Annotated in this window: 22 protein-coding genes; 15 read left to right on the plus strand and 7 right to left on the minus strand. The window is 60.6% G+C overall.

Annotation, left to right across the window (positions count from 1 at the left end; translation table 11 throughout):
- Positions 1-15 precede the first annotated feature (15 nt).
- Positions 16-642, plus strand: a complete 627-nt coding sequence (locus BM317_RS03795; protein WP_060740787.1) for a helix-turn-helix transcriptional regulator — start codon at positions 16-18, stop codon at positions 640-642.
- A 128-nt stretch (positions 643-770) separates the two neighbouring features.
- On the opposite strand, the gene BM317_RS03800 is transcribed toward BM317_RS03795, so the two are convergent.
- The 6 genes from BM317_RS03800 to BM317_RS03825 form a co-directional block, all read right to left on the minus strand.
- Positions 771-1547 (minus strand): ABC transporter substrate-binding protein, encoded by a 777-nt coding sequence (locus tag BM317_RS03800; RefSeq protein ID WP_092473176.1) that lies wholly within the window; start codon positions 1545-1547, stop codon positions 771-773.
- Between the two features lie 250 nt (positions 1548-1797).
- Positions 1798-2250 carry a molybdopterin synthase catalytic subunit MoaE gene (moaE, locus tag BM317_RS03805; RefSeq protein ID WP_092166246.1) on the minus strand — a complete coding sequence of 151 codons (453 nt, stop codon included), beginning with the start codon at positions 2248-2250 and terminating at the stop codon, positions 1798-1800.
- 3 nt (positions 2251-2253) lie between these two features.
- The gene (locus BM317_RS03810; RefSeq protein ID WP_092473134.1) at positions 2254-2496 is read right to left on the minus strand and encodes a MoaD/ThiS family protein; all 243 of its coding nucleotides are present in this window, start codon (positions 2494-2496) and stop codon (positions 2254-2256) included.
- Positions 2493-2966 carry a cyclic pyranopterin monophosphate synthase MoaC gene (gene moaC / locus BM317_RS03815; RefSeq protein WP_092473136.1) on the minus strand — a complete coding sequence of 158 codons (474 nt, stop codon included), beginning with the start codon at positions 2964-2966 and terminating at the stop codon, positions 2493-2495. Before moaC ends, BM317_RS03810 begins: the two co-directional genes overlap by 4 nt.
- 259 nt (positions 2967-3225) lie before the next feature.
- Complete coding sequence (locus BM317_RS03820; RefSeq protein ID WP_060740782.1) at positions 3226-4620, minus strand: PhoH family protein; 1395 nt, start codon at positions 4618-4620, stop codon at positions 3226-3228.
- 336 nt (positions 4621-4956) lie between these two features.
- Positions 4957-6081, minus strand: coding sequence for a polysaccharide deacetylase family protein (locus BM317_RS03825; RefSeq protein ID WP_092166244.1), 1125 nt, complete (start codon positions 6079-6081; stop codon positions 4957-4959).
- Between the two features lie 324 nt (positions 6082-6405).
- On the opposite strand from BM317_RS03825, the gene yaaA reads away from it, so the two are divergent.
- On the plus strand, positions 6406-7185 hold the full coding sequence (yaaA, locus tag BM317_RS03835; protein ID WP_092166242.1) for a peroxide stress protein YaaA: 780 nt from the start codon (positions 6406-6408) through the stop codon (positions 7183-7185).
- Positions 7186-7280: 95 nt separating this feature from the next.
- Here yaaA and BM317_RS29850 read toward each other — a convergent pair whose 3' ends face one another.
- Positions 7281-7523 (minus strand): hypothetical protein, encoded by a 243-nt coding sequence (locus BM317_RS29850; RefSeq protein WP_139197820.1) that lies wholly within the window; start codon positions 7521-7523, stop codon positions 7281-7283.
- A 472-nt stretch (positions 7524-7995) separates the two neighbouring features.
- On the opposite strand from BM317_RS29850, the gene BM317_RS03840 reads away from it, so the two are divergent.
- The 13 genes from BM317_RS03840 to BM317_RS03905 all read left to right on the plus strand — a co-directional run bounded on the left by BM317_RS03840 (position 7996) and on the right by BM317_RS03905 (position 25222).
- Positions 7996-9312, plus strand: a complete 1317-nt coding sequence (locus tag BM317_RS03840) for a nucleotide sugar dehydrogenase (RefSeq protein WP_053124910.1) — start codon at positions 7996-7998, stop codon at positions 9310-9312.
- Positions 9313-9409: 97 nt separating this feature from the next.
- Entirely contained in the window at positions 9410-10894 is a 1485-nt protein-coding gene (alg8, locus tag BM317_RS03845; RefSeq protein ID WP_170842282.1) for a mannuronan synthase, read from the plus strand.
- Between the two features lie 35 nt (positions 10895-10929).
- Entirely contained in the window at positions 10930-12099 is a 1170-nt protein-coding gene (locus BM317_RS03855; protein WP_092166230.1) for an alginate biosynthesis protein Alg44, read from the plus strand.
- Between the two features lie 9 nt (positions 12100-12108).
- The gene (gene algK, locus BM317_RS03860) at positions 12109-13620 is read left to right on the plus strand and encodes an alginate biosynthesis TPR repeat lipoprotein AlgK (RefSeq protein WP_092473138.1); all 1512 of its coding nucleotides are present in this window, start codon (positions 12109-12111) and stop codon (positions 13618-13620) included.
- A gap of 5 nt (positions 13621-13625) precedes the next feature.
- Positions 13626-15116: an alginate export family protein gene (locus tag BM317_RS03865; RefSeq protein ID WP_092166464.1), complete on the plus strand. Its 1491-nt coding sequence runs from the start codon at positions 13626-13628 to the stop codon at positions 15114-15116.
- A 26-nt stretch (positions 15117-15142) separates the two neighbouring features.
- Positions 15143-16732, plus strand: coding sequence for a mannuronan 5-epimerase AlgG (algG, locus tag BM317_RS03870; protein WP_092166226.1), 1590 nt, complete (start codon positions 15143-15145; stop codon positions 16730-16732).
- Positions 16733-16743: 11 nt separating this feature from the next.
- Positions 16744-18195, plus strand: a complete 1452-nt coding sequence (locus BM317_RS03875) for an alginate O-acetyltransferase (RefSeq protein WP_092166225.1) — start codon at positions 16744-16746, stop codon at positions 18193-18195.
- Positions 18196-18206: 11 nt separating this feature from the next.
- Entirely contained in the window at positions 18207-19343 is a 1137-nt protein-coding gene (locus BM317_RS03880) for a mannuronate-specific alginate lyase (RefSeq protein ID WP_092166223.1), read from the plus strand.
- Positions 19344-19542: 199 nt separating this feature from the next.
- Positions 19543-21108: an MBOAT family O-acyltransferase gene (locus tag BM317_RS03885; RefSeq protein ID WP_092166221.1), complete on the plus strand. Its 1566-nt coding sequence runs from the start codon at positions 19543-19545 to the stop codon at positions 21106-21108.
- 11 nt (positions 21109-21119) lie between these two features.
- Positions 21120-22295 carry an alginate O-acetyltransferase gene (locus tag BM317_RS03890; RefSeq protein ID WP_092166220.1) on the plus strand — a complete coding sequence of 392 codons (1176 nt, stop codon included), beginning with the start codon at positions 21120-21122 and terminating at the stop codon, positions 22293-22295.
- Between the two features lie 14 nt (positions 22296-22309).
- On the plus strand, positions 22310-22975 hold the full coding sequence (locus tag BM317_RS03895; RefSeq protein ID WP_042729903.1) for an alginate O-acetyltransferase AlgF: 666 nt from the start codon (positions 22310-22312) through the stop codon (positions 22973-22975).
- Between the two features lie 149 nt (positions 22976-23124).
- A complete protein-coding gene (locus BM317_RS03900) occupies positions 23125-24576 on the plus strand; it encodes a mannose-1-phosphate guanylyltransferase/mannose-6-phosphate isomerase (protein WP_092473140.1) in 1452 nt (483 codons plus the stop codon).
- Between the two features lie 181 nt (positions 24577-24757).
- Positions 24758-25222: a multidrug transporter gene (locus BM317_RS03905; RefSeq protein WP_092473142.1), complete on the plus strand. Its 465-nt coding sequence runs from the start codon at positions 24758-24760 to the stop codon at positions 25220-25222.
- The last annotated feature ends 17 nt before the right edge of the window (positions 25223-25239 follow it).

Here is a 25239-nt window from a genome sequence, read left to right on the forward strand (position 1 = left end):
GCCTGGAGCCCTGTCATGACCGCTTCGCCATCCGATCCGGCGCTGGAAAACTTCCGCACCATCGCCGACGCCATCGCCACGCTGTTCTACCCCCACGCCGAAGTGGTGCTGCACGACCTGCGCAGCCAGAAAGTCGATTACATCGCCAATAATCTGTCCAAGCGCGAGATTGGCGACGATTCGTCCTTGGAAGACATGCTCAGCGAGGACGTCAGCGAACGTAATATCGGGCCGTACGAGAAACTGAACTGGGATGGACAGAAGATTCGCAGCCTCAGCAGCGTCCTACGCGACGCCCACGGTCATCCGCTGGCGGTGCTGTGCATCAACCTGAATATTTCGCTGTTCGAGAATGCCAAGGCCGCGCTGGATTTGTTCCTCTCGCCGGGCAAGTTGATTCCCCAGCCGGATTCACTGTTTCGCGATGACTGGCAGGAGCGGATCAACACCTTCCTGCACGCCTGGATGCGCGAGCGTCAGCTGAGCCTGAACCTGTTGACCCGCGATCACAAACGCGAGCTGGTGCTGGCGCTGCATGCCGAAGGCGCGTTCAAGGGCAAGAGCGCGTCCAACTATGTGGCCAATGTGCTGAACATGGGGCGGGCGACGGTTTACAAGCATTTGAAGGAGTTGAAGGGCTGAGACCTTGGATTGCCTTTGCTGACGCCTTCGCGAGCAAGCCCGCTCCCACAAGGGATTTGCGCTGAACTCAAGATTTATGTTCGACGAAGATCCAATGTGGGAGCGGGCTTGCTCGCGAAGGCGATGTATCAGTCGCCGAAGATGTCTGACTTGAAATACTTGCCCTGGATCTTCTGATACTCCCCATTGGCGCGAATCCCATCGATGGCCTTGTTCAGGTCCGCCACCAGTTGGGCATTGCCCTTGCGCACCGCGATACCAGCGCCCTCACCGACGTATTTCGGGTCCTTGAGTTCGGGACCGACAAACGCGTAGCCCTTGCCACGGGGCATGGACAGGAAGTCTTCCAGCGGGATGGTGTCGGCGAAAATAGCGTCCAGGCGACCGGACGCCAGGTCCATGTAGATTTCTTCGTTGTTGCTGTAGCGCTTGACGGTCACACCCTTGGGTTCAAGCACCTCTGTGGCGTAGCGGTCAGTGGTGGTGGCCCGTTGCACGCCCACGGTCTTGCCCTTGAGGCTGGCGTACTGGTCATCGACCACCGCCCCTTCCTTCATGACCAGGCGCGATGAGGTGAAGTAGTACTTGTGGGTGAAATCCACCGACTTCTTGCGCTCTTCGGTGATGGTCATGGACGACAGCGCCAGGTCGATTTTCTTCACCTTGAGCGACGGAATCAGCCCGTCGAACTCACCCTCGATCCATTCGCACTTGACCTGCATCTGCGCGCACAGGGCATTGCCGATGTCGTAGTCGAACCCCTCGATTTTCCCTTCCGAGGTCTTGGAAGCAAACGGCGGATAAGCTGCCTCGATGCCGATGCGCAAGGTTTTCTCAGCGGCGAACAGGCTGCTGGAGGCCAACAGGCTCAGGGCCAGGCCAGTGATGAGGGGAAGTTTGCTCATGATGTTCTCTCGCGGGTTGTTGTTGGTTTGGCAGAGAAAGGTGGACACGGCTGATTTGTACTTATAAATCCATACTGGACTTTAATGTACACATCGTCAATCGGTAGGCAGGGGGATGTGATGGGTGGCTGATGGCCTCATCGCGAGCAAGCTCGCTCCCACACAGGATCTTTATGCATCAAGGATCCCCTGTGGGAGCGAGCTTGCTCGCGATGACGGACTCATGGCTTGCGAAACAACAACAGGGGACTTACTGCTTCCAGCGATCCGCCGCCGCATGATCACTGTCCCGCCCTTCAACCCAGCGCGGGCCGTCGACGGTGTTTTCCTTTTTCCAGAACGGCGCACGGGTCTTGAGGTAGTCCATGACAAAGGCACAGGCGTCGAACGCCGCCTGGCGATGAGCACTGGCGGCCGCGACGAAGACTATCGGCTCGCCCGGTTCCAGGGCACCGATGCGGTGCAGCACTTCCAGCTTGAGCAACGGCCAGCGCTGCTCGGCCTCGATGGCGATCTTGCCCAAGGCCTTTTCGGTCATGCCCGGATAGTGCTCCAGGAACATCCCGGATACGTCGAGGCCGTCATTGAAGTCGCGCACGTAGCCGACGAAGCTCACCACCGCCCCCACGCCGACATTGGCCGCGTGCATCGCGTTGACTTCGACGCCCGGGTCGAACGGTTCGACCTGCACACGAATCGCCATGCTTCAGCCTCCCGTCACAGTGGGGAAGAACGCGACTTCGTCACCCTCCTCCAACGGTTCATCGAGCTGGCACAGCTCTTCGTTGCGCGCGCACATCAGGTTCTGCTCCCTCAGCACGTCGGCACCGTCACGCTGGGCAAGCAGCACGCGCACATCATCGACCGTGGCGAAATCACCTTCCACCTTTACCGCATCCAGACCAAGTGCTTCACGGTAACGGGCAAAGAACTTCACGGTAATCTTCATGACGCATCCGCCTGGAAATGGCCACTCTTGCCGCCGAGTTTCTCCAGCACTCGCACGCCTTCGATGGTCATGCCACGGTCGACGGCCTTGCACATGTCGTAGATGGTCAGCGCCGCAACGCTGGCGGCGGTGAGGGCTTCCATCTCCACGCCGGTCTGCCCCGACAGTTTGCAGCGGGCGACAATGCGCACCCGGTCTTCGCCCTCGGCGTTGAGCTCGACCTTGACGCCGGTGAGCAGCAACGGGTGGCAGAGCGGAATCAGGTCACTGGTTTTCTTGGCCGCCTGGATGCCGGCAATGCGCGCGACGGCGAACACATCGCCCTTGGGGTGACCGCCGCTGACGATCATCTGCAGCGTGTCGGGCAGCATGCGCACAAAGGCCTCGGCCGTGGCTTCACGGAACGTCACGGCCTTGTCGGTCACGTCGACCATATTGGCGTGACCTTGGGAATCGAGATGAGTCAGCACAGGGTTACTCCTGATCGGGAATGTCGATTGTAAACCTGTGGGTCAGATTCCGGCAGGGTTGATTGTCGCACCCCACTTGCGTATCGGACTCGAAAGTCAGCGCAAAACCTTGTGGGAGCGAGCTTGCTCGCGATGGCGGTGGGTCAGACACTTATTTTTTATCTGATACACCGTCATCGCGAGCAAGCTCGCTCCCACAGGTTTTTTTGTACAGCCATAAAAAACCGGGCGGCTTGAAGGCCGCCCGGTTGGGTTGGGGTTACAGGTGGGATTCGGCGTATTCGGCCAGGATCGAGCGCGGTACGCCCTGCAGGGTGATGTGGACCCCGTTGGGGAAGTCCTTGAAGCGTTCGGTCAGGTAGGTCAGCCCGGAGCTGGTCGCGGACAGGTAAGGGGTATCGATCTGCGCCAGGTTACCCAGGCACACCACTTTGGAACCGGCGCCGGCACGGGTGATGATGGTTTTCATCTGGTGCGGGGTCAGGTTCTGGCATTCGTCGATCAGGATCAGGCTCTGCTGGAAGCTGCGCCCGCGAATGTAGTTGAGGGATTTGAACTGCAACGGCACTTTGCTGAGGATGTAGTCGACGCTGCCATGGGTGCTTTCGTCATCCATGTGCAAGGCTTCGAGGTTGTCGGTGATCGCACCCAGCCACGGTTCCATTTTTTCCGCCTCGGTGCCAGGAAGGAAACCGATCTCCTGGTCCAGGCCCTGCACGCTGCGGGTGGCGATGATGCGCCGGTAGCGCTTGCTGACCATGGTCTGCTCGATGGCGGCGGCCAGGGCCAGGATGGTCTTGCCGGAACCGGCGGCGCCGGACAGGTTGACCAGGTGGATATCCGGGTCGAGCAAGGCGAACAGGGCCAGGCTCTGGTAGATGTCACGTGGCTTGAGGCCCCAGGCTTCCTGGTGCAGCAGCGGCTCCTGGTGAAGGTCGAGGATCAGCAGTTTGTCGACCTGGATTTCCTTGATCCAGCCGACGAAGCCTTGTTCGTCGATGATGAACTCGTTGATGTGCACGGCCGGCAGGTTGTCGATCAGTTGCACCTGGTGCCAGGTGCGGCCATGGTCCTGGCGAGTCTCGACCTTGCTCACACGATCCCAGAAGGAGCCGGTCATGGTGTGGTAGCCGTTGGGCAACAGCGAAACGTCGTCAACCAGTTGGTCGGTGCTGTAGTCCTCCGCCGCGATCCCGCAGGCGCGGGCCTTGAGGCGCATGTTGATGTCTTTGGTCACCAGCACCACGGACTGGTCCTTGTTGCGCGCGTGCAGGTCGATCAACTGGTTGATGATGATGTTGTCGTTCAGGTGTTCAGGCAACACCAGGTTGGGCTCGGTGCGCTTGCTCATCAGGATCGAGAGCAGGCCCTTGGGACCGCTTTTGCCGCGCTGGATCGGCACGCCGAGCTCAACGTCTTCCGGGGAGGCATCCCCCAAGGTCTTGTCGATCAGGCGGATCGCCTGCCGGCATTCGGCCGCAACGCTATGGTGCCCGCTCTTGAGCTTGTCCAGCTCCTCAAGCACGGTCATCGGGATGGCGACGTGGTGTTCTTCGAAGTTCAGGAGCGCGTTTGGATCGTGGATCAATACGTTGGTATCGAGTACATAGAGGATTGGCTGGTTGGAGGAAGGGCTACGTCCGTGGTCATCCATACTCGGTCACCTATGTGGGGGCCATTCGACGCAATACCGTGACAGTGCTGCGCCTCGAGGTAGCCACCGAATTCACCCGCGAGGATTCAGGTGAACTGCACACAATCTGGGTCTTGGAAGACGCCACCTGTGTTGCAGGTTTCGGCGGTCTGACTTCTTGATACTCCAAAAACCATGACAGGAAAAAGCACTTTGACGCTTTTTTGAAGTTTATTTTTCAGAGTGACGAATAACCCTTGGCGTACCGCCGTCGCGCCGTTAAAGTCGGAAGTCCGGTTGTCATGAATGTGTCCCGGATTTTCCTCCTTCCCCAATGTTTCCGGGCCTTTCCCGGTTTCAGCGAAACGCCTCCTGACAGTCCGCCCAACCGATCCCGCTCTGCGCCGTTTGCGCCATGAGCCAGGGCATCGCCGTTTTCACTCCATCCTGCTTGGCGTTGAAATTGATCACCCCGTGGCGCCACAGGAGCATCAGGGTCAGCACACGCTGGGCGCTTTGCTCAGGCTTGAGCCGATTGCCGCTGTCCTGAGGATCGATGTCCCACAGCGCCACCTGCAGGCCCTGCTGTCGGAAAAATCCTTCGGCATCGCCACGACGCTGGCCTTGGGGCGGGCGGAACAGCGGCACGTAATTCTCGGGCAGCTTGCCCTTGACCAACTCGACACTGCGCCGGACCGAGTCTTGCCAGTCCTGCCAATGACTGTGGGAACGGAACTCCCAGCCCTGCACACCCACGCACTGTCCCGCATACAACATCTGGAGACTGTTGACCGAGCGCTCTTCCAACCGCGCCTGGATGTCCTTGCCCAACACGAAGAAGGTGCCGTTCATGTTCGCCTTGCGCAGGTATTCGGTCAGCCACGGGGTGTTGTCCGGCACCACGTTGGCGGCGCTGTCGAAGGTCAATAGAAACAGCCGGTCGTTCATGTCCTCGCCGTTGCGCTCGTATTCGCCAAAACGGGCGACTTCACTACTGGTTTGCGGAAAAAGCGCGGCTTTGCGTAGCAGTTCATCACGATATTGCGTATGAAAGATCTGGCTCGGTGCCGCCCACTTGATGTAGTAGGAGTCGTCATCGAGATGGAACCTGCGGGCCTCTTCACGCAGGGTCGCCATGTCCTCGACCAGGTAACAGAAAGAGGCATCCTGATCGCAACTGCGCTGGGCAAAGTTGTAGTTGTTCAGTAATCGTTGCCACAGCCGGGCGCGAAGGGCGTCGATCGCGGCCATATTGACCGTGCGCAGCCCCAGGTACTGCTTGAGCGCGATTTCGTCCATGGCATCGACGTCCAGCAAGCCCCGGGCGAACATCAGGATCTCGGCCCGCGAAGCCACGTCGAACAGCGTCGGGCTGGTGAGTTGTTCCGGCCAGGTCGTGCGGTCCAGGGTGGCGACGTCGTTGGGCGCCGCGAGGACGCCGAAGCTCAACAGCCAGGCCGATAACAGAAGGGCGATACGCAAAAGGGATGTCTCCATAACGAAACCCGCGCGGCATCATAGCCGATCTGTGGCGAGGGGATTTATCCCCGCTGGGCTGCGCAGCAGCCCCAACAAAAGTGGAATCAATCTGATTAATGAGGTTGCCGCGATGCAGGCGACACGGTCCATCTGCAAGACTGCGTCATCGTTCATCGCGAGCAAGCTTTGCTCCCACAGACTTTGCTCCCACAACTCCCTCGCCACAAAAGCCCATCAATGCTCGCCCATCCATCACCTATTGCCTCGATAGCTGGAGTCCACCCGGACAACCCCCTAGAATCGCCGAACCTTCAAGGAGACGATTGCATGCTGATGGTGATTTCCCCCGCCAAGACCCTCGATTACGAAACACCGCCGGCCACCGCGCGCTTTACCCAGCCGCAGTACCTGGATCACTCCCAGGAGCTGATCGAACAACTGCGCGAACTCTCGCCGGCACAGATCAGCGAACTGATGCACGTCTCCGACAAGATCGGCGGCCTCAATGCCGCGCGATTCGGCAGTTGGACGCCAGCGTTCACCCCAGCCAACGCCAAGCAGGCGCTGCTGGCCTTCAAGGGTGACGTGTACACCGGCCTCGATGCGCAAAGCTTTGGCGAAGCCGACTTCGACTATGCCCAGCAGCACTTGCGCATGCTCTCCGGCCTCTATGGCCTGCTGCGCCCACTGGACCTGATGCAACCCTATCGCCTGGAGATGGGCACGAAGCTGGCCAATGCCCGCGGCAAGGACCTGTATGCCTTCTGGGGCACGCGCATCAGCGAATGGCTGAACGAAGCCCTGGCCGAACAAGGCGATGACGTCCTGTTGAACCTGGCGTCCAATGAATACTTCTCGGCGGTCAAGCGCAGCGCACTGAAAGCGCGCGTCATCGATACCGAATTCCGCGACTTGAAAAATGGCCAGTACAAGATCATCAGCTTCTACGCCAAAAAGGCCCGGGGCCTGATGAGTCGCTTCGTCATTCAAGAACGCATCAACGACCCTGCGGCACTCCGCCAATTCGATGTTCAGGGTTATCGCTTCAACGCACAACAATCGAGCCAGGACAAACTAGTGTTCTTGCGCGATCATGCTCCCGAATAAGGCATAACCTTATATCGCCCCTGATCGGGGGCTTCGATCAAGCCCCGATCTGTCATCTTAGTTCCCCGCCTGTTTCGCCGGTTTCATGACGTCAATTAATCGCCCCACTCCCCCTCTAACTTTTCTTTCACTCGACACTCGTCAGTTTTTTGCGTAGTGGCACCAAAATTTTTTATCCGTAGTGGCACAAAACCATCCACCTCTCCTAACTCCCCATTAATAAAGGATGAAACGGTAAGTGCCATCATATTGAGGGCAGTGCCATCTTGGATAATATTTCGAAAAATTTCGAAAATCGCGATGAGCGGATCGGAACTATGTGAAATTGCACGGCTCATACCACCCGTAACGATTCTCACGGAGCGTGTAAGAGATGACTTACATAGGCCGTCGATCCAAGTAACCAAGTTGTCATGGCAATTTAGCGAAACGGTCGCCTATTTGGATCCATCTTATAAAGGACAGGAGATAACGCACCATTACTATCCCCTACAAGGCCAAGGCTGCGCCCCTATAACGTGCTCACCCGAGCACACAAGCTTCTGATTTTGTGGGCTTTTGCCAGGGATCAGAGGTGAGAGACTTTTTGCACGAGCGTTCTTGATTTACAGGGACTGGCTGCATAACAGGGCAGGTCATAACAACTAGGCCGCTTTGCGCACAACTTGAGTGCACTTATTTAGACACTCGGAACTTTGTATGCCTGCACACGGCACTGTGGCGCCTGCATTCCACACTTCCGAGTGCTCGATGACCGCTGAACACTATTAACTCCGGCCATTTAATGGCGTGAAAACAGAGGTAAATGCGATGCGCATTAGCATATTTGGTTTGGGTTACGTCGGTGCAGTATGTGCCGGTTGCCTGTCTGCACGGGGCCATGATGTAGTTGGCGTGGATGTCGCCAAAGACAAAATCGACATGATCAACGCCGGTAAATCGCCGATCGTTGAACCTGGTCTTGGCGAGCTATTGGCGCAAGGCATTCAAACTGGCCGACTGCGCGGCACGACCAACTTCGCCGAAGCGATTCGCGATACTGACCTGTCGATGATCTGCGTCGGTACACCGAGCAAAAAGAACGGCGACCTGGAACTGAACTACATCGAAGCGGTGTGCCGCGAGATCGGTTTTGTCCTGCGTGACAAGACCACCCGCCACACTATCGTAGTTCGCAGCACCGTATTGCCAGGCACTGTGGCAAACGTTGTCATTCCGATCCTGGAAGACTGCTCCGGCAAGAAAGCCGGCGTCGATTTCGGTGTCGCGGTCAACCCTGAGTTCCTGCGTGAAAGCACCGCGATCAAAGACTACGACCAGCCGCCGATGACCGTTATCGGTGAGTTCGACACCGCCTCCGGCGACGTCCTGCAGTCGCTGTACGAAGAACTCGATGCGCCTATCATCCGCAAGGACATCGCCGTCGCCGAGATGATCAAGTACACCTGCAACGTGTGGCACGCCACCAAGGTGACCTTCGCCAACGAGATCGGCAACATCGCCAAGGCCGTCGGCGTCGATGGTCGTGAAGTGATGGACGTGGTCTGCCAGGACAAGACCCTGAACCTGTCCCAGTACTACATGCGCCCGGGCTTCGCTTTCGGCGGCTCCTGCCTGCCCAAGGACGTTCGCGCCCTGACCTACCGCGCCGGCGCCCTGGACGTGGAAGCGCCACTGCTCAACTCGCTGATGCGCAGCAACGAGTCCCAGGTGCAGAACGCCTTCGACATCGTTTCCAGCCACGACAAGCGCAAAGTCGCCCTGTTGGGCCTGAGCTTCAAGGCCGGCACCGACGACCTGCGTGAAAGCCCGCTGGTGGAATTGGCGGAAATGCTGATCGGCAAGGGTTTCGACCTGAAGATCTACGACAGCAACGTCGAATACGCCCGCGTCCACGGTGCGAACAAGGATTACATCGAGTCGAAGATTCCTCACGTCTCGTCCTTGCTCAACGCCGACTTCGACTCGGTGATCGACAGCTCCGACATCATCATCCTGGGTAACCGCGACGAGAAGTTCCGCGCGCTGACCGAAAACGTACCGGAAGGCAAGCAGGTCATCGACCTGGTCGGTTTCATGTCCAAGGCCACCAACCCGAGTGGCCGGACCGAAGGCATCTGCTGGTAAGTCTGTTTGCCGGCCGGGGCATGCCTCGGCCGGCCTTTCGCCTGCCTTAACCCATCGGGCCGCCCACAAGGCCCGCCCGAGATAGAGACGGATGCAGATTATGCACAGGCTAAAGCACGGCCTGCTTCAGGCCGCCGGTTGGCTGTTTTACTTGAGTTTATTGATGGGCATCGCCATGGCGCTGCCCACGTCCACGTTCGACTCCGAATCCAAGGACTTCATCTTCCTGATCGGCGCCGTGGGCATCTGGCGTTACTCCATGGGAGCAACGCATTTCGTGCGCGGCATGATCTTCCTGTACATCGTCTACCCCCACCTGCGCCGCAAGGTCCGCAAGCTGGGCAAGGCGGCGGATCCGTCCCACGTGTACCTGATGGTCACCAGCTTCCGGATCGACGCGCTGACCACTGCCCAGGTGTATGGCTCGGTGATCCGCGAGGCCATCGACTGCGGGCTGCCCACCACCGTGGTCTGCTCCATCGTGGAAATGTCCGACGAATTGCTGGTCAAGAGCCTCTGGGCCCGCATGAACCCGCCTGAGCGGGTCAAGCTGGACTTCGTGCGCATCCCTGGCACCGGCAAGCGTGACGGCCTGGCCTACGGCTTCCGCGCCATCTCCCGTCACCTGCCGGACGACCGCGCCGTGGTCGCCGTGATCGATGGCGACACCGTGCTCGCCGAAGGCGTCGTGCGCAAGACCGTGCCGTGGTTCCAGCTGTTCGGCAACGTCGGCGGCCTGACCACCAACGAGTTCTGCGAAGTGCGCGGCGGCTACATCATGAGCGAGTGGCACAAACTGCGCTTCGCCCAACGCCACATCAACATGTGCTCCATGGCCTTGTCCAAGCGAGTGCTGACCATGACCGGGCGCATGTCGGTGTTCCGCGCCACCGTGGTCACCAACCCGGACTTCATCGCCGACGTGGAAAGCGACTCGCTGCAACACTGGCGCCTGGGCCGCTTCAAGTTCCTGACCGGTGACGACAAGTCGAGCTGGTTCAGCCTGATGCGCCTGGGCTACGACACATTCTACGTGCCCGATGCGGCGATCAACACCGTCGAGCATCCGCCGGAGAAGAGCTTCATCAAGGCCAGCCGCAAGCTGATGTTCCGCTGGTACGGCAACAACCTGCGGCAGAACTCCCGGGCACTGGGCCTGGGCATGCGCCGTCTGGGCCTGTTCACCTCGGTGGTGCTGTTCGACCAGCGCGTGTCGATGTGGACCTCGCTGCTGGGCCTGACCGTGGCACTGATCGCCAGCTTCAAGTACGGCACCGCGTTCATCCTGGTGTACCTGCTGTGGATCGGCATCACCCGGTTGCTGCTGACCCTGTTGCTGTCGTGCTCCGGACACAAGATCGGCCCTGCCTACCCGGCGATTCTCTATTACAACCAGATCGTCGGTGCCCTGGTGAAGATCTACGTGTTCTTCCGCCTTGACCAGCAGTCCTGGACCCGCCAGCCCACCTCACTGACCCGTGATCTCGCCAGCTTTCAACGTTGGTTCAACACTTGGTCGTCTCGGACCATGACCTTCTCCGCCGGCAGCATTTTTGTCGCCGTGCTGCTGACGATGGTCTGACCGGACTTGAATGAATTAACTAGGAAATCGCCCCTATGAACACCGCCGTGAATGTCAACGTAGTGCATGAATCCGAAGCCCAGCGCCAACATGCCCGGGTCAAAATCCCAGCCAAGCTGCGCTTCTTCGGCCCCGACCGTACGCCCATGGAAGTCAAGGTCCTGGACCTGTCCGCCGGTGGCCTGTGCTTCAACGCCGGCCAACTGCCGCTCAAGGTTGGCGAGACCTACAAGGCTCGCCTGCAGTTCGTGATCGACAACCTTGGCCTGGCCATGGATGTGGAGTTGCAGATCCGCTCCTATGACCGCCAGACCGGCCGCACCGGTTGCCAGTTCCAGAACCTGGAGCCGCGGGACATCTCGACACTGCGTCACATCATCACCTCGCACCTGGCCGGCGACATCGTCGGTGTCGGTGACGTGCTGGCGACCCTGCAGCGCGACAACTTCACCAAGGCCCGCAAGCAGAAAGACGAAAACGGTGGCATGAGTGCCATGGGTCGCCTGCGCGCCGTGACCTTCAGCCTGGGGGTCTTCGTCGTTGGCCTGGCGGCGTTCGGTTTCATCTTCAAGTCGGTGTACGGCATGTACTTCGTCAGCCACGCCCAGGCAGGCCTGGTGAACGTACCGGGCATGGCCATCACCATGCCGCGCGACGGCACCGTGCAGAGCCTGGTCAAGGCCGACGGTGTGGCCGCCAAAGGCGCGCCGCTGGCGACCTTCAGCACCAGCATGCTCGACGTGCTCAAGGGTCACCTGGACGACAACCAATTGCAGCCGGCCAAGGTCGAGGAGCTGTTTGGCAAGCAAATGACCGGCACCCTGACCTCCCCGTGCGACTGCATCGTGGCCCAGCAACTGGTCGCCAACGGTCAGTACGCCAGCAAGGGCGACGTGATCTTCCAACTGGTCCCACGGGGCACCGAAGCCAACGTCGAAGCGCGCTTCTCCTATCGCCAGTTCAGCGACGTGCGCCCAGGCACCCCGGTCAGCTTCCAGGTCGCCGGCGAAGACACCCCCCGTACCGGCAAGATCGTCAGCAGCACCAGCCTGAAAAGCGCCGACCTGTCCTCCGATATCCGTGTGCTGATCCAACCTGACGAACCCCTGGACAGCGCGCTGGCCGGCCGTCCGGTAGAAGTCACCAGCGACCGTGGCCCGAACCTGAACTGGCTGATCGACAAAGCCATGGCCGTCGGTATTTAAGTCGAGGATATGCCCGTGACCACTCCACAAAACAACAATGCACCGCATTCCCTGTGGGAGCGAGCTTGCTCGCGATGGGATCGACGCGGTCTGTCTGGTACACCGAGCGGCCTGCATCGCGAGCAGGCTCGCTCCCACACAGGATATGCGTTGTGTGCTCTGGCGCTGGCAGTCAGTCTTAGCGGCTGCGCCGGCCTGCCCGACCAGCGCCTGGCCAACGAAGCGCTCAAGCGCGGCGACACGGCGCTGGCACAGCAGAACTACCAGCAACTGGCCGACCTGGGCTATAGCGAGGCCCAGGTGGGCCTGGCCGATATTCAGGTGGACAGCCGCGACCCCGAGCAGATGAAAAAAGCCGAGGCGACTTACCGCGCCGCGGCCGATATCTCGCCACGGGCCCAGGCTCGCCTGGGTCGCCTGCTGGTGGCCAAGCCCGGTTCCACCGAAGCGGAAAAACACGAAGCCGAAGGCCTGCTGAAGAAAGCCTTCGCCAACGGAGAAGGTAACACCCTGATCCCGCTGGCGATGCTGTACCTGCAATATCCCCACAGCTTCCCGAACGTCAACGCCCAGCAGCAGATCAGCCAATGGCGCAGCGCCGGCTACCCGGAAGCGGGCCTGGCGCAGATTCTGCTCTACCGCACCCAGGGCACCTACGACCAGCACCTGGATGAAGTCGAGAAGGTCTGCAAGGCTGCGCTGGCGACCACGGACATCTGCTACGTCGAACTGGCCACGGTCTATCAGAAACGCGGCCAGCCGGAACAGCAGGCCGCATTGCTCAAGCAGATGCAGGACGCTCACGCCCGTGGCGTCGTCTCCGCCCAACGCGTGGACAGCGTCGCCCGTGTCCTGGCCGATGCAAACCTGGGCAAGACCGACGAAAAGACCGCCCAGTCGTTGCTCGAAGGCATCGCCCCTGGCTACCCCGCAGCCTGGGTCAGCCTGGCGCAACTGCTCTACGACTTCCCGGAACTGGGTGACGTCGACAAGATGATGCAATACCTGGAAAACGGCCGCGCCGCCGACCAGCCTCGCGCCGAGCTGCTGCTGGGCAAGCTGTACTACGAAGGCAAGTGGGTCCCGGCCGATGCCAAGGCCGCCGAGGCGCATTTCCAGAAAGCCGTTGGCCGCGAAGTGGCCGCCGATTACTACCTCGGCCAGATCTATCGCCGCGGTTACCTGGGCCAGGTGTACTCGCAAAAAGCCCTGGACCACCTGCTCAAGGCCGCCCGCAACGGCCAGAACAGCGCCGACTTCGCCATTGCCCAGCTGTTCTCCCAGGGCAAGGGCACCAAGCCCAACCCGGTCAACGCTTATGTGTTCAGCCAGTTGGCCAAGGCGCAGAACACCCCGCAAGCCATCGAGCTTGCCCAAACCCTCGAAGCACAATTACCGCCGGAACAACTTGCACAAGCGCAACGCCTGCTACAACAAGAGCAGGCCATTCGCGGCGCAATGAGCCCCGATACGCTGGAACTGCAAGCCCTAAAAGAAGATGACGGCGAGGAACCTCTATGAAGCTTTTGAAGCTCAATCCTTTTGTGCAGGCTGGTATTGGCCTGTCGTTTGCGCTGCTGTGGTCCTGCCCGACCCTGGCGGCACTGACCGAGAGCAAGAATTTCGGCCTGGAAGTGAAGATCACCGGCCAGTCCGAAGACGACCGTGACCTCGGCACCCAGAGCGGTGGCGACGTCAATGGTGTCGGCCTGGACCTGCGTCCCTGGGTCTACGGTGAAAGCGAAAGCGGTGCCTGGAGCGCCTACGCCATGGCCCAGGCCGTGACGTCCTCCGACATCATCGAGACCGACACCCTGCAACAGTCCGATGGCAGCACCCAGCAAACCGACAGCGGCGATCGCGAAGCCAAGAAAAGCTACCTGGCCATGCGCGAGTTCTGGATCGGCTACCGCGGCCTGACCCCCTACCCGGGCGAGCAGTTGAAGTTCGGTCGCCAACGCCTGCGCAATGACGACGGCCAATGGCGTGACACCAACATCGAAGCCCTGAACTGGACCTTCGACACCACCTTGCTGCGGGCCAACCTCGGCATTGCCGAGCGTTTCAGCGAATACCGCACCGACCTCAAGGAATTGTCCCCCAAGGACAAGGATCGTATGCACGTCTACGGCGACGTGGGTTACCAGTGGATGCCAGGCCAGTGGGCCGGTATCCGCGCCCACCACTCCCATGACAATGGCAGCCTCGACTACCCGACCCCGGGCGAAGCCACCGACACCCTGGACAAGACCCAGAACGGCGACTTGACCTGGCTCGGCCTGGAAGCCAACAGCGACGCCTACAACTGGCGCAACACCAACACCGTCAACTACTGGGCCAGCATCACCGGCATGACCGGCGACCGCGACACCGTCAACCCGCTCAATGCCGACGGCACGCGCCCGACAGAAGCCAAGCACAGCGATGATGTGGACGGCTGGGCCACTGACCTGGGTATCCGCCTGCGCCTTGACCCGCAATGGCAGGTCGGTGCGGCCTATGCCCGCGCCAGCGAGGACTACGAACAGAACGGCCTGCAAAGCAACCGCTCGAACTTCACCGGCACCCGCTCGCGGGTCCACCGTTTCGGCGAAGCCTTCCGAGGCGAAATGGCCAACACCCAGAGCGCCAGCCTGTTCGGTTCCTGGCAGTTGCGTGACGAATACGACGCCAGCCTGGTGTACCACAAGTTCTGGCGCGTGGACGGTAACAAGCCGGTGGGCAGCAACGGCATCAACGCCGTGGAAAACAACACCGATGACGTGACCGGCGCGATCCTGTCCACCTCGACCCTGCCGCTGCGTGATGGCGACAAGGACCTGGGCCAGGAAGTCGATCTGGTCGTTACCAAGTACTTCAAGCAAGGCCTGCTGCCGGCCGCGCTGAGTCAGTCCATTGATGAGCCGTCGGCGCTGGTGCGCTTTCGTGGCGGTGTGTTCAAGCCAGGCGACGCCTACGGCAAAGAGGTCGATTCGTACATGCATCGCGCCTTTGTCGACGTGATCTGGCGCTTCTGATGCGAATGGCCATGGGAGTGCCCGATATGAACCGCTACCTCAGGAACAGCCAGGCGATGAAAGGTTCGATCAGCCTGTTGGTCGCAGCGATGCTGCTGGCCGGCTCGCCGGCGTTCGCCAACGTTGAACCGGTGGTCAAACCGGGCAACGTGGTCAAGGAACTGCAACGGGCCAAGACCTACACCGTCAACAGTGCACCGACCGCACCACTGGAACTGGCCAAGCCAACCCTGCCCGACCTCTCCGGCTACACCGCCGAAGCGGTCGCGGCAAAAATCGTCCGCACCAAGCCCGGCAAGGTCAGCGTGCGTCGGATGATGCAGGAAAACGCCTTGAAGGACTTCATCGGCGGCGACAACAAGATGGCCGAGTGGGTCGTGCGTCAGCACGGTATCCCACAGGCCATCTTCCTCGACGACGGCTACATGAACCTCAAGGACCTGGCCAAGAAGGCGCCCAAGTACATCATCGAAACTTCGCCAGGCATCTACCTGGCGAAGATTCCGATCGTGGTCGGCCAGAAAGGCATCCTGGAAATCGACAAACAGACCCAGGAACTGCGCCTGTCCCAAGAGGGCGGCTCGTTCCTGGTCAACGATGGCCATATGTTCATCCGCGACACCAAGGTCACCGGCTGGCGTGAAAAGGACAACGGCCCCGCCACGTTCCGCTCGCCCAAGGAATTCCGTCCGTTCCTGCTGGCCTGGGGTGGCACCGAGACCTACATCGTCAACACCAAGATGGCGAGTTTCGGCTACGCCAACAGTAAGTCGTACGGGGTGAGTATTTCCCAGTACACGCCGAACATGGCCAAGGTCCTCAAGCGTCCGGAACCGACCGGCTGGATCATCGGTTCCGAGTTCTCGGACATGTGGTACGGCTTCTACTGCTACGAAACCCGCGACTTCGTGGTCAAGGGCAACACCTACAAAGACAACGTCGTCTACGGCATCGACCCCCATGACCGTTCCCATCGGCTGATCATTGCCGACAACACCGTCTACGGGACCAAGAAGAAGCACGGGATCATTATTTCCCGTGAGGTCAACGACAGCTTCATTTTCAACAACCGCAGCTACGACAACAAACTCTCGGGCCTGGTGATCGACCGTAACAGCGTGAACAACCTGATCGCCTACAACGAGATCTACAAGAACCACACCGACGGCATCACGCTCTATGAGAGTGCTGACAACCTGTTGTGGGGCAACAAGGTGATCAGCAACCGCCGCCACGGCATCCGGATTCGTAACAGCGTGAACATCCGCCTCTACGAAAACGTGTCCATGGCCAACGGCCTGACCGGTATCTACGGTCACATCAAGGACCTGTCCGACACCGACCGTGACATCAAGCTCGACCCGTTCGACGCCGAAGTCTCGCTGATCGTGGTCGGCGGCGAACTGGCTGCCAACGGCAGTGGCCCGCTGTCCATCGACTCGCCGTTGAGCGTCGAGCTGTACCGCGTGTCCATGCTCGCGCCGACCAAATCCAGCGGCATCAGCTTCACGGGGATCCTTGGCGAACGCCAGGATGAAATTCTCGACCTGCTGGTGCGCCAGCAGAAAGCCGTGCTGATCGACCCTGTCGAACGCCAGACCGAATTGCGGGACTGAGGATGACCTTTATGAACCCACAGATGATCAAACTTTTGGGCCTGTCGGCCCTGACTGCCGGCATTCTCGCCGCTGCAAGCGGCGCGCGCGCCGATGAAATCAAGGCACCGAGCTTCACCGCCGAACCGTGCTGCAACCTGTGCCCGGCGGCCCATGATGCGAAGAACTACACCACGCGCTACCAGCAGAACTTCACCACGCTGGTGCAGGCCCAGGGCGACTGGCTGTTCCGGACCCAGGAAGACCTGCGCACCGAGTTCAACACCACCCCCGCCGGCTACAAGCGCATGCAACAGTTGCACGATGCGTTCAAGGCAAAAGGCGTCGAGCTGGTGATCGTCTACCAGCCGACCCGGGGCCTGGTGAACCGCAACAAGCTCAACCCACAGGAAAAGGCCGCCTTCGACTACGAGAAAGCCCTGACCAACTACAAATCCATGCTCGGCCGCTTCGCCCAGATGGGTTATGTGGTGCCGGACCTGTCGCCGCTGACCAACGAAAACCTGCCCGAGACGCTGCCGGCCCACGATTTCTATTTCCGTGGCGACCAGCACTGGACGCCGTATGGCGCCCAGCGCACCGCCAAGATCGTCGCCGAGAAGGTCAAGCAGATCCCGGCCTTCGCCGACATTCCCAAGCGCGAGTTCGAGACCAAGAAGTCCGGCCGCATGGGCAAGACCGGCACCCTGCACAACATGGCCGGGCAGCTGTGCGGCACCAGCTATGCGATCCAGTACATGGACCAGTTCACCACCGAGCCCAAGGGCGAGGCTGGCGACGGCGACCTGTTCAGCGATTCCGGCAACCCGCAGATCACCCTCGTGGGCACCAGTCACAGCGGCAAGAACTACAACTTTGCCGGTTTCCTGGAAGAAGCCATCGGCGCCGACATCCTCAACGTCGCCTTCCCTGGCGGCGGTCTGGAAGGCGCGATGATCCAGTACCTGGGCAGCGAAGAGTTCCAGAAGAGCCCGCCGAAAATCCTCATCTGGGAATTCTCGCCGCTGTATCGCCTGGACCAGGAAACCATCTACCGCCAGATGATGGCGCTGCTGGACAACAACGGTTGCGAAGGCAAGCCGGCACTCATGAGCAGCAAGACCGCGCTCAAGCCAGGCAAGAACGAATTGATGGTCAATACCAAGAACATGGATCTGCGTAACAGCAGCCACCAGGTCGACATCCGCTTCGCCGATACCTCGGTGAAAACCTTGCAAGCCACCCTCTGGTACATGAATGGGCGCCACGAGGATATCAAGATCGAAAAACCGGATACCTCCGACACCGACGGACGTTTCGCCTTCCAATTGCGCACCGACGAGGACTGGGCTTCGCAGAACCTGCTAGCCGTTGAAGTCCAGGGCCCTGAAGCCGGTAAAGAGCCACTGCAAATCGAAGCGAAAATCTGCAAACGCAACGCATCTCCGCAAGCCGGGCAACAAACGGCTCAAATCGGACAATGAGGTCTCGTCTCATGACCAGTACCACGCGCACCCGAACGTTGAAAACGCTGCTGGCGCCCTCCCTGCTGACCCTGGCGCTGTTCGCCGGGGCCACGCAGGCCGCGGCCCCGCTGCGCCCGCCACAGGGTTACTTCGCACCGATCGAAAAGGTCAAGGCCGGCGACGCTGCCAAAGGTTGCGACGCCACGCCGACGCCCTACACCGGCTCCCTGCAATTTCGCAGCAAGTACGAGGGCTCCGACAAGGCCCGCGCGACGTTGAACGTGCAATCGGAAAAAGCCTTCCGCGACAGCACCGCCGACATCACCAAGATCGAGCGTGGCGTCAGCAAGCAAGTCATGCAGTTCATGCGTGACGGCCGCCCCGAGCAGTTGGAATGCACGCTGAACTGGCTGACCGCCTGGGCCCAGGCCGATGCGCTGATGTCCAAGGACTTCAACCACACCGGCAAATCCATGCGCAAATGGGCGCTGGGCAGCATGGCTTCGGCCTATGTGCGCCTGAAGTTCTCCGAGTCGCGCCCATTGGCCAACCACCAGGAGCAGGCGCAACTGATCGAAGGCTGGTTCAGCCGGATGGCCGATCAGGTGGTCAGCGACTGGGACAACCTGCCGTTGGACAAGACCAACAACCATTCCTACTGGGCCGCCTGGTCGGTGATGGCCACCTCCGTGGCAACCAACCGTCGCGACCTGTTCGACTGGGCTGTCAAGGAATACAAGGTCGGCGTCAACCAGGTCGATGCCGACGGCTTCCTGCCCAACGAACTCAAGCGCAAGCAACGGGCCCTGTCCTACCACAACTATGCCCTGCCGCCGTTGGCGATGATCGCCAGCTTCGCCCAGGTCAACGGCGTGGACCTGCGCCAGGAAAACAACGGCGCCCTCAAGCGACTGGGTGACCGGGTGCTGGCCGGGGTGAAAGACCCGGACATCTTCGAAGAGAAGAACGGCGACGAGCAGGACATGAAAGACCTGAAGGTCGATTCGAAATTCGCCTGGCTCGAACCGTTCTGCAGCCTCTACACCTGCTCCGAGGATGTGTTGGAGCGCAAGCATGAAATGCAACCGTTCAAGACCTTCCGCCTCGGCGGGGACTTGACCAAGGTGTACGACCCTTCGCGGGAAAAAGGTGAGAAAGGAAGCTGACTCACCGCTGGTCGTTCCCACGCTCTGCGTGGGAATGCAGCCGGGGACGCTCTGCGTCCCAAAAAGCCGAACGCGGAGCGTCCGTAGAGGCATTCCCACGCAGAGCGTGGGAACGATCATGCAATAGCCCCCCGGTTTTCATGGGGGGGTTTGGGGGGGCTCTGGCCCTTGACTGTTGATTCAACATGGAGAGATCGGGATGGTATTTTCATCCAACGTGTTCCTGTTCCTGTTCTTGCCGATCTTTCTCGGCTTGTACTACTTGAGCGGGCAACGCTATCGCAACCTGCTGCTGCTGATCGCCAGCTACGTGTTCTATGCCTGGTGGCGGGTGGACTTCCTCGCCCTGTTCGCCGGCGTGACCCTGTGGAACTACTGGATCGGCCTGAAAGTCGGCGCCGCCGGTGTGCGCACCAAACCGGCCCAGCGCTGGCTGTTGCTCGGCGTGGGCGTGGACTTGGCCATCCTGGGCTATTTCAAGTACGCCAACTTTGGCGTGGACAGCCTCAACGCCATCATCACCGGCTTCGGTCTCAACCCGTTCATCCTGACCCACGTGTTGTTGCCGATCGGGATCTCGTTCTACATCTTCGAGTCCATCAGCTACATCATCGACGTCTATCGCGGTGACACGCCGGCGACCCGCAACCTGATCGACTTCGCAGCGTTCGTGGCGATTTTCCCGCACCTGATCGCCGGCCCCGTGTTGCGTTTCCGCGACCTGGCCGACCAGTTCAATAACCGTACCCACACGCTGGACAAGTTCTCCGAAGGCTGCACGCGCTTCATGCAGGGCTTCATCAAGAAAGTGTTCATCGCCGACACCCTGGCGGTGGTGGCCGACCATTGCTTCGCCTTGCAGAACCCGACCACGGGCGACGCCTGGCTCGGCGCCCTGGCCTACACCGCGCAGCTGTACTTCGACTTCTCCGGCTACAGCGACATGGCCATCGGCCTGGGCCTGATGATGGGTTTCCGTTTCATGGAAAACTTCAAGCAGCCCTACATCAGCCAGTCGATCACCGAGTTCTGGCGCCGCTGGCACATCAGCCTGTCGACCTGGCTGCGTGACTACCTCTACATCACCCTGGGCGGTAACCGCAAAGGCACGCTGATGACCTATCGCAACCTGTTCCTGACCATGCTGCTCGGTGGTCTGTGGCACGGAGCGAACATCACCTACGTGATCTGGGGTGCCTGGCACGGCATGTGGCTGGCCATCGAAAAAGCGGTGGGCATCAACACCACGCCACGCAGCATCAACCCGATCCGCTGGGCGCTGACTTTCCTGCTGGTGGTGATGGGCTGGGTGATCTTCCGGGCCGAGAACCTGCACGTGGCCGGTCGCATGTACGGCGCCATGTTCAGCTTCGGCGACTGGTCGCTGTCGGAACTGACCCGCGCCAACCTCACCGGTCTGCAGATCGCCACGCTGGTGGTGGCCTACGTGACCCTCGCCTTCTTCGGCCTGCGGGACTTCTACACCAACCGTCCGCCGGTCAAGGCCAAGCCTGAGGTCAACACCGAGGCCAACGGTCCTGCCACCGCGCAGCCGGGGATGATCAAGGCCGTGCCGGGTGACAACCCAGCGGCGATCCATGAGCCGGGCTACACCGTCGGCGTCGAGGCCCAGGTGCAACCGGCCTATTGGACCGTGGACTGGTCACGCTACGTGATGCGTGCCTTGGTGCTGCTGCTGTTCATTGCCTCGATTCTCAAACTTTCGGCGCAAAGCTTCTCGCCGTTCCTTTACTTCCAGTTCTGAGGGATCTGAATATGACCCGCTCATTACGCATCTTCTACGTCGTGCTGTTCATGCTGATCCTGACAGCCCTGGGTATTTGGTCGATGCGCAGCTTCTTCGGCTTCAGCACCAACCCCGACGCGACCGTGCTCAACGGGCGCTGGGCCAAGGCCGTGGAAACTCACTACGACGACGAGTTCCCGATCAAGCGCCTGGGCACCAACATCTGGGCCGCACTGGACTACAAGCTGTTCAATGAAGGCCGCAAAGGCGTGGTCCTGGGCCGCGACCAATGGCTGTACAGCGACGAAGAGTTCAACCCGATCGTCAACGAAGAGCTGAACCTGCAAGGCAACTACGCGCTGGTCGAAGGCGTGCGCCAGAAGCTCAAGGAGCAAGGCATCACCCTGGTCATGGCGATCGTGCCGGCCAAGGCACGGCTGTACCCCGAGCACCTGGGCGAAGTGAAGCCATCGAGCATTCACACCAACCTCTACCAGGATTTCCATGCTCGCGTCGCGGCCGACAATATCCTCGCGCCTGACCTGCTCGGCCCGCTGCAACAGGCCAAGCAAAGCGGCCAGCAAGTGTTCCTGCGCACCGACACCCACTGGACCCCGGAAGGCGCCCAGGTCGCTGCCGAGAACCTGGCCAAGGCCATTGCCGAGCGCACGCCACTCAACGGCGAGCCGCAGCGCTTCGTCACCGAGCCTGCAGAAAAAATCACCCACAAGGGCGACCTGCGCCAGTTCCTGCCGCTGGACCCGCTGTTCGAAAACCTGATGCCAGCCCAGGAGCCGCTGGTCAAGCGCAACACCCGCGAAGCCGACGACCAGCCGGCCGGCGACGACGCGCTGTTCGCCGATGCCCAGGTGCCCGTGGCCCTGATCGGCACCAGCTACAGCGCCAACCCTAACTGGAACTTCGTCGGTGCGCTCAAGCAAGCCCTGCACAGCGATGTCGTGAACTACGCCGAAGACGGCCACGGCCCGATTCTGCCAATGCTCAGTTATCTCAAGAGCGATGCCTTCAAGAACAGCCCGCCACAGGTGCTGATCTGGGAGTTCCCTGAACGTTATCTGCCCGTGAACAACGAAATCGGCGACGCCGACCCACAGTGGGTCGCAGAGCTCAAGCAAGCCGGCGCTCGCCAACAGAACGTAGCCGCCAACACCCCATCCGAGACGCCCGACCGGGCGCAAAACTGAAAGAGAGGTCCACCATGACTTTCAACACTACTCCTCGCCGTCTCGCTGCTCGCTCCTTCAAGGCCGTTGCCCTCGTCGCCAGCATGAGCGCCCTCTCACTATCCGCCTTTGCCGGTGACTCGGCCCTGTACGGCCCGGTCGCGCCAAAAGGCTCGAGCTTCGTACGCATCTACAACGCCAGCAACGCCGAAGTCAGCGCCACTGTCGGCAGCACCAACCTCAACGACGTGGCTCCCCTGGCCAGCAGCGATTTCAGCTTCATGCCCGGTGGCGACTACAGCGCCAAGGTCGGCAGCCAGACCGTCCCGGTAAAACTGGCCCCTGACCACTATTACACCCTGGTCAACAACGCCAGCGGCCAGCCTCAGTTGATCGAAGAACCACCGTTCAAGAACAAGCAGAAGTCCCTGGTCCGCGTGCAGAACCTCAGCGACAAGGCACTGACCCTCAAGACCGCCGACGGCAAGACCGAAGTGGTGCCGAACGTGGCCGCCAAGGGCCGTGGCGAACGTGAGATCAACCCGGTCAAAGTGTCCCTGGCCCTGTTCGAAGGCGACAAGAAAGTCGGCGACCTCAAGCCTGTGGCCCTGGAGCGCGGCGAAGCGGCCGTGCTGTACGTCACCGGTTCGGGTAGCAGCCTGTCGCCAGTGTGGGTGAAACGCCCCGTGTCGACACGATAAGAGCAGCGGCGAGCTTCTAGCTTCAAGCGGCAAGCTTTTACTTGCAGCTTGAAGCTTGAGGCTCGCCACTGCCGCAGGAACAAAAACAAGAGAGTGAAACGACAGAACGCAGTAGCTCTAACAACCATTTCGCTTCAAGGAGTAACAACATGATTCCGGTGATCTTGTCAGGTGGTAGTGGCTCACGTCTTTGGCCGCTTTCGCGCAAGCAATTCCCTAAACAGTTCCTGGCCCTGACCGGTGAACACACCCTGTTCCAGCAGACCCTCGAGCGCCTGGTGTTCGAAGGCATGGACACGCCGATCGTGGTCTGCAACAAAGACCACCGGTTCATCGTCAACGAACAGTTGACCAACCGTAAGCTCGAAGCCCAGCGCATCCTGATGGAACCGTTCGGGCGCAACACCGCACCGGCCGTGGCGCTGACAGCGATGATGCTGGTCAACGAAGGCCGCGACGAGCTGATGCTGGTGCTGCCGGCCGACCACGTGGTGGAAGACCAGAAAGCCCTGCAACGCGCCCTGGCCCTGGCCACCGTGGCTGCCGAGCGTGGCGAGATGGTGCTGTTCGGCGTACCGGCCACCAAACCGGAAACCGGCTATGGCTACATCAAGTCGACCAACGATGCGCTGCTGCCCGAGGGCGTGAGCCGCGTCTCGCACTTCGTTGAAAAACCCGATGTCAAGCGTGCCACCGAGTTCGTCGAGGCCGGTGGTTACTTCTGGAACAGCGGCATGTTCCTGTTCCGCGCCAGCCGCTTCCTCGAAGAGCTGAAAAAGCACGATCCGGACATCTACGACACCTGCCTGCTGACCCTGGAACGCAGTGAGCAGACCGCCGACACCGTTACCTTCGACGAAGCCACCTTCGCCTGCTGCCCGGACAACTCCATCGACTACGCGGTGATGGAAAAGACCCAGCGCGCCTGTGTGGTCCCACTGTCGGCCGGTTGGAGCGATGTCGGCTGCTGGTCGTCGCTGTGGGAAGTCAATGCCAAGGACGCCAACGGCAACGTCACCAAGGGCGACGTGGTCGTCCAGGACAGCCGCAACTGCATGATCCACGGCAACGGCAAGCTGGTGTCGGTGATCGGCCTGGACAACATCGTGGTGGTCGAAACCAAGGACGCCATGATGATCGCCCACAAGGACAAGGTCCAAGGCGTCAAGCAGATGGTCAACACCCTCAACGCACAGGGCCGCACCGAGACCCAGAACCACTGCGAGGTCTATCGTCCATGGGGTTCCTATGACTCGGTGGACATGGGCGGTCGTTTCCAGGTCAAGCACATCTCGGTCAAGCCGGGCGCGTGCCTGTCGCTGCAGATGCACCACCACCGCGCCGAACACTGGATCGTGGTCAGCGGCACCGCCGAAGTGACCTGCGACGAGAACGTGTTCCTGCTCTGCGAAAACCAGTCGACCTACATCCCGATCGCCTCGGTCCACCGTCTGCGCAACCCGGGCAAGATCCCGCTGGAAATCATCGAAGTGCAGTCCGGCAGCTACCTGGGCGAAGATGACATCGAACGTTTCGAAGACATCTACGGTCGCTCCACCCCGATCGAACGCGGCGTCTCGGTGAAAACCATCGCCCAGTAATGATCGACAACGATCAGTAAAGATCAGCGTTACAAGAAGCCCCCGTCCAGCCCACTGCGTCCCCTATCCGCAGTGGGTTGGGTGGGGGCTTTTTTTGAGTCGGGTGATTGCCTGGCATCATTGCTTCAACATTGCCCGCGCCCTTCGGTAGGATGTGCCTACGGTAACGGAGGCTTCCACCATGCTTATCGGCGTCTTGCTGGTCATCACCTGGCTCATCCTGCTGTTGCGCTATCCGGCCAAGGCCTTGCCGGTCTCCCTGGCGGCCTTCATCGGGCTGGGACTGGTCGCCGCGTGGGTGCTCTGGCAGGAAAACCGCGAGACCCGGCAACTGGAGCGCCTGGAACTGCGCATCCGCTATGCCCCCGAACAATGCCCCGCCGACCGGCCGCTGTCGCTGACCCTGAAAAACAACAACGACGTGCCGCTGATCGAGCTGCGCTGGCGGGTCGCGGCCTATGCGCCCGGGGACACCATCAACCTGGCCGACAGCCCCTACAACGCACCGCGCTACCGTGGTCCCGGCGAATTGCAAGCCGGCTCCGACTGGCAAGACTGCCTGCCGCTGCCGCCCCTGCGTCCGGGTTATCGCCCGCAGACCCTGGAGTTTCGCGCCGAGCGATTGCACGGTAGCTTCTCCAACTGATTGCCCTCCCCCAACTT

Source organism: Pseudomonas sp. NFACC24-1, assembly GCF_900115235.1.
GTDB lineage: Bacteria > Pseudomonadota > Gammaproteobacteria > Pseudomonadales > Pseudomonadaceae > Aquipseudomonas > Aquipseudomonas fluorescens_AA.